The 12,533-nt window shown below is 50.1% G+C and carries 11 protein-coding genes; 3 read left to right on the plus strand and 8 right to left on the minus strand.

The window, feature by feature from the left end; all coding sequences use genetic code 11:
* A partial coding sequence (locus CWI83_RS08040; protein ID WP_275540767.1) for an RHS repeat domain-containing protein occupies window positions 1-736 on the minus strand: 736 nt, incomplete at its 3' end.
* A 282-nt stretch (window positions 737-1,018) separates the two neighbouring features.
* Between CWI83_RS08040 and CWI83_RS08045 the strand changes: the two genes are divergently transcribed.
* Complete coding sequence (locus CWI83_RS08045) at window positions 1,019-1,615, plus strand: hypothetical protein (protein WP_126827916.1); 597 nt, start codon at window positions 1,019-1,021, stop codon at window positions 1,613-1,615.
* Window positions 1,612-2,622, plus strand: coding sequence for a low-specificity L-threonine aldolase (gene ltaE, locus CWI83_RS08050; RefSeq protein ID WP_126827918.1), 1,011 nt, complete (start codon window positions 1,612-1,614; stop codon window positions 2,620-2,622). The genes CWI83_RS08045 and ltaE overlap by 4 nt, the downstream gene beginning before the upstream one ends.
* Here the strand turns inward: ltaE and CWI83_RS08055 are convergent.
* From CWI83_RS08055 to ubiK, 5 genes are all read right to left on the minus strand, one after another.
* Window positions 2,619-3,119 (minus strand): TIGR00645 family protein, encoded by a 501-nt coding sequence (locus tag CWI83_RS08055; protein ID WP_126827920.1) that lies wholly within the window; start codon window positions 3,117-3,119, stop codon window positions 2,619-2,621. The two genes, ltaE and CWI83_RS08055, sit on opposite strands and share 4 nt — an antisense overlap.
* A gap of 57 nt (window positions 3,120-3,176) precedes the next feature.
* Window positions 3,177-4,730: a YifB family Mg chelatase-like AAA ATPase gene (locus tag CWI83_RS08060; protein ID WP_126828328.1), complete on the minus strand. Its 1,554-nt coding sequence runs from the start codon at window positions 4,728-4,730 to the stop codon at window positions 3,177-3,179.
* A 101-nt stretch (window positions 4,731-4,831) separates the two neighbouring features.
* On the minus strand, window positions 4,832-6,274 hold the full coding sequence (locus tag CWI83_RS08065; RefSeq protein WP_126827922.1) for an NAD-dependent succinate-semialdehyde dehydrogenase: 1,443 nt from the start codon (window positions 6,272-6,274) through the stop codon (window positions 4,832-4,834).
* A 28-nt stretch (window positions 6,275-6,302) separates the two neighbouring features.
* Complete coding sequence (locus tag CWI83_RS08070) at window positions 6,303-7,043, minus strand: ferredoxin--NADP reductase (RefSeq protein WP_126827924.1); 741 nt, start codon at window positions 7,041-7,043, stop codon at window positions 6,303-6,305.
* Between the two features lie 19 nt (window positions 7,044-7,062).
* On the minus strand, window positions 7,063-7,314 hold the full coding sequence (gene ubiK / locus CWI83_RS08075; RefSeq protein ID WP_126827926.1) for a ubiquinone biosynthesis accessory factor UbiK: 252 nt from the start codon (window positions 7,312-7,314) through the stop codon (window positions 7,063-7,065).
* A gap of 79 nt (window positions 7,315-7,393) precedes the next feature.
* On the opposite strand from ubiK, the gene rep reads away from it, so the two are divergent.
* A complete protein-coding gene (gene rep / locus CWI83_RS08080; protein WP_126827928.1) occupies window positions 7,394-9,403 on the plus strand; it encodes a DNA helicase Rep in 2,010 nt (669 codons plus the stop codon).
* Here rep and CWI83_RS08085 read toward each other — a convergent pair.
* Both CWI83_RS08085 and CWI83_RS08090 read right to left on the minus strand, forming a co-directional pair.
* Window positions 9,395-11,959 carry a bifunctional diguanylate cyclase/phosphodiesterase gene (locus CWI83_RS08085; RefSeq protein ID WP_126827929.1) on the minus strand — a complete coding sequence of 855 codons (2,565 nt, stop codon included), beginning with the start codon at window positions 11,957-11,959 and terminating at the stop codon, window positions 9,395-9,397. The genes rep and CWI83_RS08085 overlap by 9 nt on opposite strands.
* Window positions 11,960-12,141: 182 nt before the next feature.
* Window positions 12,142-12,489, minus strand: a complete 348-nt coding sequence (locus CWI83_RS08090) for a c-type cytochrome (RefSeq protein ID WP_126828329.1) — start codon at window positions 12,487-12,489, stop codon at window positions 12,142-12,144.
* Window positions 12,490-12,533: the final 44 nt, after the last annotated feature.

Consider the following 12,533-nt stretch of genomic DNA (forward strand, 5'->3'; position numbering starts at 1 on the left):
ACGCATTGTAGGTAAGCGTATTGCCGCCTCCTTGCAATAAATTGCCGTTCGCATCATAACTGTAAAAGGCCAGGCTGCTATCGGGTTTTACAATGCTACGAACCGCATTGGGCCCCGCATTGGCATCGCTGCGACTGGCATCGCCATAAACATAAAGTGAGGCGAAATCGGATTTACTGGTAAGGTTCCCAACCGCATCATAACTGTAAGTAATAGCGGGCTCACTGTGACTTATTCCATTAAAGCTACGGGTGCTTTGAGTGAGACGATGCAGCGCATCATAGCTGTACGTCTCGATGGATGACTTCGCCCCATTATCATAGGTCACGGTTTGTTGCGCGAGATTACCAAAGTTACCATACGTGTAGGCAATATCATGCACATTCACTCCGGCTTGAGTGACCACCCCAATCATATCCAGCTGACCAGATGTTCCGTCATAGCTTCTCGTTTCCGTCAAAGTGCCATTGTTCTTGAGCGTTGTGACGGCATGACCGAATGCATCCGTTGCGGTGACCTGCTCGTAGATATAGCCGGTGGCCGCATTTTTAATCTGTGTTTGATACCCAAAATCGTCATAGCTGTAAGCAAGGGTAAGTCCATTGGGATAGCTCAACGACTTCAGCCGACTATAGTTACTGTCATAAGCCATATTCAGCGAATAACTTTGACCATCGATAACATGCGTTGACTGAGTGGGACGTCCTAACCCATCATATTGATAGGACTTACTCAAGCCGCCACTCGATTCAAATACGAGCCGCCCATGGCGGTGGCGTCGATAACGAATAAGCAGATGTCGTAAAAAATAAGGCGATAAGCGCAGCGCTTAATACACGTCCATGTCGCATGAAATTCATCCTAGATTGATTTTATGAAAATACGTTAACTTCTTAAATGATATAAATCAACATTTTTTAAATTTTCTGTATGCTTATTCGCATTTTCTTGCCGACAAACAACTCATGCACTTCGCGGTGAGATGTGGCAAAGTAATGGGGTTATTTAAGGAGACGTTATGGCTGCTGCAACAACAATTAAATTTACGGCATTGACGCTTGTTTGTGCGAGTTTTTTGAGTGCCTGTGTTCAGGTCGATGATGAACCCCGCTTTGCGTTTTTTGAACGCTTTCAACCCTATTGCGGTCAGGCTTTTGCAGCCACAGTGGTGGAAGATAACCAACCGAGTGCTGCTTGGCAGCAGCCATTGGTAGTGCATATTCGGGACTGTGAAGCGAATACGATTCGGATGCCACTACATGTCGGTGATGATCGTTCGCGAACTTGGGTATTGAACCAAACGGCTGATTACCTCGATTTCCAACATATCCATTTGCATGAAGATGGCAGCCCTGATGCGGTCTCGCCTTACGGTGGACACACGGTTGCAATGGGGTCAGCTGATATTCAGGCGTTTCCGGTTGATGATGCCAGTAAAGCGCTGTTTAAAGCGAATGGCTTAGATGTCTCTATGCAGAACACGTGGACCTTCGAGTTTGTCGATGCGCAAACCCTCGAATATCAATTGAGTCGACCCAACCGGATTTTCCGTGTGCAGATCGATTTAAGCCAGCCAGTCGATATCCCACCTCCTGCATGGGGCTATCAGCCATGAGCTGGATCGACTTACGCAGTGATACGGTAACTCAACCAACCGCAGCGATGCGCGAGGCGATGGCGGCGGCAGTCGTTGGCGACGATGTTTATGGTGATGATCCAACCGTTAATGCGTTGCAGCAGCGGGTCGCGCAGCTGGCCGGTAAAGAGGCGGCATTAATCGCTGCAAGCGGGACGCAGACCAACTTATTGGCATTACTCAGCCACTGTCAGCGGGGCGAAGAATACTTAGTTGGGCAGGAATATCACACCTACCGCTATGAAGCCGGTGGCGCGGCGGTACTTGGTGGGATCGTTCCGCAACCTTTTGAGATTGAAGCCGATGGCACGCTCGATTTAGCTGCTGTTGCGAAACGTATCAAACCTAATGATCCGCACTTCCCGATAACTCGTCTGTTATCACTGGAAAATACCCATCAAGGCCGGGTGATACCGCAAGCCTATATGCAGCAAGCTCGAGCGTTAGTGGATGCCCATGGGCTCAAGTTGCATTTAGACGGCGCACGAATTTTTAATGCGGTCGTGGCCAGTCAAACATCCCTCGCCGAGCTTGCCGCTCCGTTTGATAGCGTCTCGATTTGTTTTTCAAAAGGCCTTGGCACACCGATTGGTTCGGTGCTGGTTGGCTCGAAAAGCTTTATTGCCAGAGCGCACCGGTGGCGCAAAATGGTGGGGGGCGGTATGCGCCAAGCAGGTATTATTGCAGCTGCTATGGACTACGCACTGGATCATCATGTCGAGCGTTTGACAGACGACCATCAACATGCCCAGCAGTTACAGGCAGGGCTCAGCAAACTCGCAGGAATTCAGGTGGATCCGGCCCAAACCAATATGGTTTATGTGCATTTCGAATCTGCCACTGCGGCTGAGCAGGTTCATCAGCAACTCAAACAGCAAGGCATTTTAGTTGCGAATAGCCCCAAGATGCGTCTCGTCACACACCTTGGGATCACAACTGAAGATGTTCAGCGGGTGCTCGCAGCGTTTCAGCAGGCGCTCGCTTAGTCACTGTCCTTTTTCCGAGTGAGCTTATCGAGGTAGCCCATAGCGAACGCCGAACCGACGAAGGTTAAATGCATAATGACATACCATTTAATCCGACTTTCATCGATATTTTCGGCGTTCATAAACACCTTTAATAAGTGAATCGACGAGATCGCGACAATTGAAGCGGCGACCTTATTTTTAAGCCCACCTGAATCAATTTTACCCAGCCAAGCGAGCTTCTCGGTGCTTTGATTAATATCGAGGGTAGAGACAAAATTCTCATAGCCGCTCAACATCACCATCACCAACAAGCCGCCCACTAGGGCAATATCTATGAGTGCCAAGACCAATAGAATCAAGTCGACTTCTGGGGTGCTAAAAATAACCGGAAAAGCATGAAAGACTTCTTGAAAGAACTTTAATGCCAGCATCAATACCGCCAAGCTCAAGCCCAAGTAAATTGGCGCCAATAACCAGCGCAAATTGTACATTAAGTTTTCAATCCATTTTTCCATCAACTTTTACCCTCGCTGTAAACTAGGCGCTTAGTATAGCAAGTGTTGCGCACGGCACTAGAGCTTTTGTAATTGCTGCAATAAACGGTCGAGGGCACGGTAACTGAGGGCTTCGGCAATGTGCTCGCGCTCGATCTTGGGAGATTCAACTAAATCGGCGATGGTTCGGCTTAAGCGCAAGATGCGGTGATAAGCCCGATGCGATAGACCAAACTTTTCAATTGCGGCAACTAAGAATTGATGTTCATGTGCTGCTAAGTGGCAATGGGTGGATAAACTTGCTCCGCTTAATTCATGATTCAAACAGCCTTGCCGCTCAAGCTGGCGTGTCCGCGATTGCTTGACCCAAGCCCGCCATGTTGGCGTAATTGGCTCCGGGGCTTCAGTCAGCTGCTGTTGCAATAGCTCAGGTTGGCGCGGCACAGTAACTTGCATATCAATCCGATCCAGCAAAGGTCCAGATATTCGATTGAGGTATTTCATGATCTGATCGGGGGTCGCCCGCGCACTTTGCAAATCGCCATCGAAATGGCCGCAGGGGGACGGGTTTAACGCAACCAACAGCTGAAAGCGGGCCGGAAAGGTCAACTGATGCCCGGCTCGGCTAATACTGACCCAGCCCGACTCCAGCGGCTCACGCAAGCTATCGAGGACATGCCGCGAAAACTCTGGCAATTCATCTAAGAATAGTAAGCCATGGTGCGCCAGCGAAATCTCACCGGGGCGCGGCGGATTGCCGCCACCGACTAGCGCTGCTGCCGAGCACGAATGATGCGGTGCGCGCACTTGTCGCTGCCACCAAGTCTCGGTTTGCGTTGCAGTTTGACCATGCCCTATCGCTGCAATTGAGCGAATCGCGGCAACTTCGATTCCTTCTTGCTCTGATAAGGCCGGCAATAAACCGATTAACCGCTGCGCCAACATGGTTTTGCCGGTACCTGGAGGTCCAACGAATAACAAATGATGCCCACCTGCGGCGGCCAGGAGTAAGGCTCGTTTGGCTTGCTCTTGCCCTACCACATCGGCAATATCCAATGGGTTCTCACTCGAACTATCTGCTGGAGTGGTTAAGCTGGGCTCGAGCAAGGGTAATGGATGTGGCCCTGTTAAATGCTCAACCACATCACGCAGGGATACGGCGGCGACTGCTTGTTGCTGTCGTAACAGTCGCGCTTCATGGGCATTTTCAAGTGGGATGACGGCCTCGCGACCATCGCTTCGACAAGCAATTAAGGCGGGCAACACTCCCGCCACTGCCGCGAGTTCGCCAGTTAAGGTCAGCTCGCCATAAAATTCGCGGCTGATCACCTTGCCTTCGCTAACTGTGCCTGCTGCGGCTAAAATACCAATCGCAATGGCGAGATCATAACGGGCACCGTGCTTCGGTAAATCGGCGGGAGCTAAATTGACGGTAATTTTTTTGCCGCGCGGAAAGTCATAGCCGCTGGCGAGTAGGGCCGATCGCACTCGGTCACGCGCCTCGCGCACACCCGCTTGCGGCAAGCCGACCATTGAAAAGGCGGGTAACCCCTTGGCAAGGCACACTTCGACTGTCACTTGCGGGGCATCTACACCATTAATTGCCCGCGTATAAACCCGCGCGATCGCCAAATCCGTTGGCATAAGCTCATCCTTGCTTAGTAAAACTCTTTAGTTAGTCTAAAACGGCCGAACAGGATACTCCATCCGTTAAGCAGGACATATTGCGTAGGCTAAATACCACCCAAACAAAGATATTTAATGTCGAGATAATCATCCAAACCATACTTTGAGCCTTCGCGACCATAGCCGGATTGTTTTACCCCACCGAATGGGGCTGCAGCATTCGAGATCAGCCCCTCATTGATACCCACCATGCCAAACTGCAAGGCTTCGGCGACACGCCAAATGCGACCGATATCACGACTGTAAAAGTACGCGGCCAGGCCATAGTCAGTGTCATTCGCCATGGCAATGGCCTCTGCTTCATCGTTGAAGGTTAAGACCGGCGCAACGGGACCGAAAATTTCCGTTTGTGCCAAAGCCATGGTTGGGGTGACATCAGCCACCACAGTCGGGAGATAGAAACTGTTCTCGGCTTTGCCGCCAGTGACTACTTTAGCGCCAGCAGCAACAGCCCGCTGGACCAACTGTTCAACATCAGCAAGTGCATCCGCCGTAATCATGGGGCCAATCTCAACGCCCGGCTCAAGGCCATTTCCCACTTTGAGCTGTTGCACTGCAGCTGAGAATTTCTCAATGAACGCCGGTGCCATATTTTGCTGAACGAGAATGCGATTACTGCACACACACGTTTGCCCAGTGTTACGGTATTTTGAGGCGACAGCGCCCGCTACAGCGGCATCAAGATCAGCATCATCGAATACAATAAAGGGTGCATTGCCGCCAAGCTCCAAACTCACCCGCTTGACGGTGCTGGCACACTGTTCGGCAAGCTGCTTACCAACAGCTGTCGAGCCGGTAAAAGTAAACTTCGCCACCTGCGGATGCTGAGTAAAAACCTGACCAATCGCTTTTGAATCAGTGCCTACCACCACATTAAAAACGCCCGCTGGGATGCCGGCTTGCTCGGCAAGCTCCGCTAACGCAAGTGCTGATAATGGCGTTTGCGCTGCCGGTTTGACCACAAAGGTGCATCCTGCCGCAAGTGCAGCAGCGGCTTTACGAGCGATCATGGCATTGGGAAAGTTCCACGGGGTAATCGCCGCAACAACCCCAACTGGTTGCTTGATCACTGTGATTCGTTTATCTGCTGTTGGCGCCGGAATGGTGTCGCCATAAACTCGCTTGGCTTCTTCCGCGAACCATTCAATAAAGGATGCGCCATACGCAATTTCGCCTTTCGCTTCGGTTAACGACTTGCCTTGCTCAAGGGTTAACAACTCACCTAGCTCATCCTGCCGCGCCATAATCAAGTCGTACCAACGCCGCAAGATGCTACTGCGCTCGGCGGCTGAATGGTTGGCCCAATCCGGAAAAGCCTGCTGGGCGGCAGTGATGGCTTGCTCAGCTTCAGTAGCACCCGCATCAGCAACACGCGCTAGCACCTCCCCATTGAACGGGTTGGCCACCTCAAAACGGTTTGCAGCAGAGCACCAGGTGCCGTTGATATAAGATTCGGCTCGCAATAACTCTGATTGACTAAAGTCGGTCATAGCGTTGTCCTCCTCGGCAGTGTATGGCTTACCAGTAATGCTCTACCGTCACATTACCTGGCTTACGACGCAGGTTCTTGGGTAGCCCCATATCCGCGAGTAAGGCTCGAGCATCTCGGATCATTTCTGGATTTCCACACAACATGACTTGGGCTGAGGCATCCAGCGGGCAGTCAAGGGCACGTTGCAATTGGCCCTCTGCAATTAAGGCTGGGATTCGGCCTTGCAATGCTCCGGCGCACGGTTCGCGCGAAACAATAGGCTGAAAACGAAACTGCTGAGGGTATTTTTGTTGGAAAGATTGAATCAGTGGTAAGTACGCTAAATCAGCTTCATAGCGCACCGCATACACAAGATTAATACGGGCAAAACGCTGCCATGGTTCTGGGGTCTCGAGCATGGAAAAATACGGCCCAATCCCCGTCCCTGTGGCCATTAACCACAAACTGTCGCCAGCAGGCACTTCGGCAAGAGTGAAAAAACCACTGGCTGGCTGTGAAACCTGAATGACACTGCCAGGTTGCAACGCATGTAGACGTGGTGAAAACTCACCGTCGTGGACTCGGTTGACTAAAAAGTCTAATAATTCTGTATGTGGGGCATTAACTAACGAATAAGCCCGCTGCAAACGGCGGCCATCATGTTCTAATCCCAGTCGGACAAATTGTCCCGCAGTGAATTCGAACGGCTCAGTGCGCACGCGCAAGCTAAACAATTCATTATTCCATGCATGGTTTTCAACAACCTCACCGTGCAACCAGGTCGCCATAGCTCCCCCTCGTTTAATACTAAGATTCGTCGTCTAAGTCACGCTCGAGGCTTGCCACATGCTTTTCGAGCGCTTCGACGCGCTGCCGCAAGCGCAATAACAATTGCTGCTGTACATCCATTTCTTCGCGCGTCACCACATCTAATTTGCCCAGCTGTTGCTGTAGAATTTGTTTGATTCGACTTTCCATTGAACCGGCAAATTCCTTCACCCCAGCAGGAATGCTATCGTTGATTTGGCGGGCAATGTCTTCAATTTTTTTGGCATCCATGAGCTTCTCCTCGTTTCTCATTTAGCTTAACAGGAGTTTACGGTAAAATCCGCCTTCGAGTTTAATTTCAAGGGTGATCATGCAACTTAATCCACGCCAACAAGAGGCTGTGCACGCAATCCAAGGTCCCGTTTTGGTCCTTGCTGGAGCCGGCAGTGGCAAAACTCGAGTGATCACCGAGAAAATTGCACATCTTGTCACCCGCTGCGGTATTCCAGCGCGACACATCGCCGCCGTGACCTTTACCAATAAAGCCGCCCGAGAGATGAAGGAACGGGTGAGCCAGACCCTCTCGCGTGAGCAAACGCGCGGCTTAACCGTCTCAACCTTCCATACCTTAGGGCTGAATCTGATTCGCAAAGAAGTGCGCAACCTGGGATTAAAATCAGGTTTTTCGTTATTTGATGAACAAGATAGTTTTGCCTTATTGAAAGCACTGACAGAAGAAGAACTCGATGGCGATAAAGCGATTTTGAAGATGCTGCAAAGCCAGATCAGTAATTGGAAGAACGCGATGCTGAGTCCAGAGCAAGCAGCGGTGCAAGCTGGTCAACCCGACCAACAAATGTTTGCGGAGTTTTATCGGCGCTACCAACAAAATATGCGGGCCTGCAACGCGCTCGATTTTGATGATCTGATTTTACTTCCCACTCAACTGCTCGCCAGTAACCCTGAAAGTCGCGAACGTTGGCAGAAAAAATTCAAATACTTACTGGTGGATGAGTACCAAGACACCAATACCAGCCAATACCAATTCGTTCGTCTGTTAGTCGGCGATGACCCGCATTTTACTGTGGTCGGAGATGATGACCAGTCGATTTATTCTTGGCGAGGGGCGCAGCCACAAAACTTAGCTTTACTGCAAACGGATTTCCCTCAATTAAAAGTGATTAAACTTGAACAGAACTATCGTTCACACGGACGGATCTTAAAAGCGGCGAATATTCTCATTGAAAATAATCCACACGTATTCGAGAAAAAGCTTTTCTCGGAAATGGAGTATGGCGAGCCGCTGCGAATTATTTACGGTCGCAATGAAGAGCATGAGGCTGAACGCGTGGTCGCCGAAATTGTTCGTCAGCGTTTTTTAGCACGCACCCCTTACCATCATTTTGCAATTTTATATCGCGGTAACCACCAATCACGAGTTTTCGAAAAAGCGCTATTGAACCAGCGAATTCCATACAAAATGACTGGTGGACAGAGCTTTTTCGCCCGCGCAGAAGTGAAAGATATCATGGCCTATTTACGGTTACTGGTGAACCCGACCGATGATACGGCTTTTATTCGCATCATTAACTTACCCAAACGCGGTATCGGTCCACAGACCGTTGAGCGGATCGGCGAGCTGGCACATGCTCTGCACATTAGTCTACTCCAGGCTGCTGAGCACCCTGATCTGCAAACACGGCTCGGTGCCCGTGAATATGCGCAAGTGCAAGAGTTTACCCAATTGATCGCGCATACCGCGCGGCATTGTCAGCATCCACCTGAAATTGTCTCTGCGCTTTATGCACTGCTCAAAACAATCGGCTATGAAGAGTGGCTTTATGAAGCCAGCCCCAGCCTTTCTGCGGCCGAAATGCGCTATAAAAATGTCAGCGAACTGCTACGCTGGGTGAGCGAAATGGTGAAAGGCGATGACGACAATCCACCGCTGGATTTTGAACAAGTTGTAGCCAAACTATGTTTACGCGATATGCTCTCACGCAACGAAGAGGAAGAACTCGCTGACCAAGTGCAACTGATGACGCTGCACGCCTCGAAAGGTTTGGAGTTTCCATTTGTGTTCTTAGTCGGTATGGAAGAGGGCTTGCTTCCTCACCAGTCCAGTATCGATGATAACATGGTGGAAGAAGAGCGGCGCTTGGCCTATGTCGGCATTACCCGTGCGCAACAACGCTTGGTCTTTACCATGGCAAAAGAGCGTCGCCAATACGGCGATGTGATTCGCCCCGAACCCAGCCGTTTCTTATTCGAACTCCCGCAAGATGATTTAGAGTGGGAAGAGCAGCACCAAGCAAATGAGCAAGCGCAAGAACAGCAACGGCAGTCGGGACTGGATTTACTGCGCAAAGCGTTAGAGTAAATCGTTCCGTTTTAGATGACGGGCTTCGCCAAAGTGCGCACCTTGTTGATACATTACGCCCAACTGCGCGAGCTGGTCACTCAATTCTGGGCTTTTTACGCCCGCCGCAATCAAAGCGATCTGCAAGTCGCCGCACAGCTTCACGACATGCTCAATCATTTTTTGACTGCGCTCGGAATCCGTCGCATGTTCGACAAATTGAGGATCCAAAATGACAAAGTCAAATGGATGATTGAGGATAAATTGAAGCGCACCGGCATTGCGACCAAAATGGTTTAGCGCCAATTTCACGCCAAACTCCGAGAGCTTTTTCAACGCGGTCAGTTGACGTTTCGAGTTATAATTTAAATCTGCCTCGCTAAAGGTCATGACAATCCGCTCTGGGGCAACATGTGCCTCGCGTATCATTTGTTCTAACTTATGCACATCAGCGAGCTTGTAGAGGTGCTTACTCGATAACGAAACGAATAGCGCTGGGGTATCCGGTTGCGCATGGGCGATTTCACAAGAGCGCTGCAGTAGCCAATGATCCAATGACACCAGCATCCCAGTCTTCTCGGCCAGTGCAAATAACCGCTCTGCCGAAATTTTAGCGCCATCTCGGTGCCACCGGGTGACTAATTCGGTTCCCACCGGTTGCTGATTTGCATAGTCATGAATGGTTTCGGCCCGAATAGTGAAATCTTGATCAAGCTCAGCGTGACGTAATTCGGTTTCAGAATGGAGTGACGCGACTAGATCGCGATGAATCTGCTCATCGAATACCACATAACGGCCCCGCCCCATGCTTTTCGCTTGATACATGGCTGCGTCGGCATCCCGCAGCAAGCGCTCAGCGGTATCCCCGTCACCGCGACACTCAGCAATACCGACGCTGGCACCAGAAAAATGCGAGCTTTCGCCGTGTTCAAAAGGTTTCTGCATTTGTTGAATAATCCGCGCTGCAACTTCACGCGCGTCATCAATATGCTGCATCATATCGAGTAAAATAACGAATTCATCGCCGCCTAAACGCGCGACCGTGTCGTTTTCACGAACGCAAGAACAAATCCGCTTACTCGCCTCGAGTAAGAAGGTGTCACCTGCCGAGTGACCCAGGCTATCATTAATGTCTTTAAACCGATCCAAGTCGACAAATAGCACCGCGAAGTGGTGATGAGGGAAGCGTTGCTTATGCTTCAATACCCGTTCAAGACGCTCGGTAAATAAGGCTCGGTTAGGAAGCCCAGTCAGCGCATCATGATGCGCATCATAATAAAGCTTCTCTTCGATTTTCTTACGTCGCTCGATTTCATCAACCAGTTCTTCCGTCCGCTCAGCGACTTTACGTTCGAGGTACGCATTCATGCGCTTGACCTCTTCACTATTGCGACGCCGCTCAATGGCAACAGCAACATGCTGAGAAACGAAGTTTAGGAGGTCCAAGTCATCTTGTTTATAACTCACGTCCTTGCGGTAGGTTTGCACCGATAAAACGCCAATAACTTCGTCATCAACAATCAGGGGGGAGCCTAGCCATTGCAATGGTTGCGTTCCATAGTCAGAAGTCGCTTCAATCTCATCTTTCGCGGTGAGTCGTTGGAACGTTTCTTGATTAATAAATACCGGGCGCTGATGGCGAATGACGTATTCGGTCATGCCACGGCCAAGTGGACGGCTTTTCTGCACTTGCGTATCAAATTCATCGACATAATACGGAAAGCTCAGTTCACGGCGTTCTTCGTCTACCAAAGCAACGAAAAAATTGTCGTTATTAATTAACTGTCCAATTTGCTCATGGAGGGCGCGGTAAAAGCTCGACATACTGTCTGAGGTATTGGTCATTTCGGCAATACTGAACAGCACCGACGACACCTGCTCGGCCCTTTTTCGCTCGGCAATTTCAATGGTAAGGTTACGGTTGATATCGCGTAATTCAGCGGTTTGCCGCGCAATCTCGGCTTGCAAGAATTCACGCTGACGCAAGCGGTCGAGGGCATTGACGATATGTTGCGAGACGAATACCAGCAAATCTTGGTCGGCCTGACTATAAGTTTGGTCATCCGTATAACTTTGGATCACCATCGCACCAATGACCCGACCATTCGATTTTAACGGCACGCCTAGCCAGTCGACTGGGGCTGCGCCAAGATCTTTAATTTCACCCGCTGCAACCAACTCTTGGAAATTACCTGTTGCATACCAAAATGGTTGGCCCGTGCGCATGACGTAACCGGTCATACCCCGCCGCAATACTTCCATGGGGAAACTGTCTATGGTCGAAGCATCATCATACTCATCGACGAAATACACAAACTGAACCGTATCATCGACGTCGTCATATAAGCAGATAAAGAAGTTCTTAGCGAACATCAACTCGCCAATAATGCTGTGACAGCTGCTATAGAATTGGTTGATATCTTGGACCGCTGACGCAAGCTCTGAGATACGGAACAGTGCTTTTTGAATCAGTTCCGCTTGTTGATACTTGACCGTCAGTTTTTTCAGGCGCGCGACTACCTTACGCAGACGCGCAATTTCGGAGGCTTCACTCTGTGGCTCAACAACTCGACTCACAGTCTTCCCAATGCGTATAAAGAGGTCGGATAACTATCGCTTAAAGCAATGCGAACGGACTAAATATAACGTGTTGTTAACAGTATACCTAGACACAAAGCGCAAAAAAAGCACAGAGTGCAAATTTTAGGCATAAAAAAACCGCCCGAAGGCGGTTTTCGAATGTTCGCTTGGATAAATTCTTACAGCTCAGCAATCATGTAATCGATAGCCGCTTGAATTTCTTCGTCCGAGCAGTTTGAACACGTACCACGCGCTGGCATTGCATTGAAACCTTCAATCGCATGCTTCAGAACGGTATCCATGCCCTGTGCGAGGCGAGCTTCCCAATCTGCTGCATTATTGATTTTTGGCGCGCCTAATACACCAGAAGTGTGACATGCCATGCAAAACTGGTTGTACACTGCTTCGCCTGAACGCGCAGCAGCAGCGCCACCTGCTTGCGCAGCAGCAGCTGCACCAGCAATTTTAACCTGACCAATCGGAGCGATGCGATCTTTCAGCGCATCATTTGCACTCTGCGGCATCATGGCAGCACTTGCGCCACCGACGAATAATGCCAAAGTTGCCGCGA

The sequence above is a fragment of the Pseudidiomarina taiwanensis genome (assembly GCF_003987435.1).
GTDB classification, from domain to species: domain Bacteria; phylum Pseudomonadota; class Gammaproteobacteria; order Enterobacterales; family Alteromonadaceae; genus Pseudidiomarina; species Pseudidiomarina taiwanensis.

Excerpts from the sequence above, each read along its gene's own strand:
- CWI83_RS08065 (WP_126827922.1), bottom strand. The coding sequence starts at position 6,274 with ATGACCGACTTTAGTCAATCAGAGTTATTGCGAGCCGAATCTTATATC.
- CWI83_RS08070 (WP_126827924.1), bottom strand. The coding sequence starts at position 7,043 with ATGGCGACCTGGTTGCACGGTGAGGTTGTTGAAAACCATGCATGGAAT.
- rep (WP_126827928.1), top strand. The coding sequence starts at position 7,394 with ATGCAACTTAATCCACGCCAACAAGAGGCTGTGCACGCAATCCAAGGT.
- CWI83_RS08090 (WP_126828329.1), bottom strand. The coding sequence starts at position 12,489 with ATGATGCCGCAGAGTGCAAATGATGCGCTGAAAGATCGCATCGCTCCG.
- ltaE (WP_126827918.1), top strand. The coding sequence starts at position 1,612 with ATGAGCTGGATCGACTTACGCAGTGATACGGTAACTCAACCAACCGCA.
- ubiK (WP_126827926.1), bottom strand. The coding sequence starts at position 7,314 with ATGGATGCCAAAAAAATTGAAGACATTGCCCGCCAAATCAACGATAGC.
- CWI83_RS08045 (WP_126827916.1), top strand. The coding sequence starts at position 1,019 with ATGGCTGCTGCAACAACAATTAAATTTACGGCATTGACGCTTGTTTGT.
- CWI83_RS08055 (WP_126827920.1), bottom strand. The coding sequence starts at position 3,119 with ATGGAAAAATGGATTGAAAACTTAATGTACAATTTGCGCTGGTTATTG.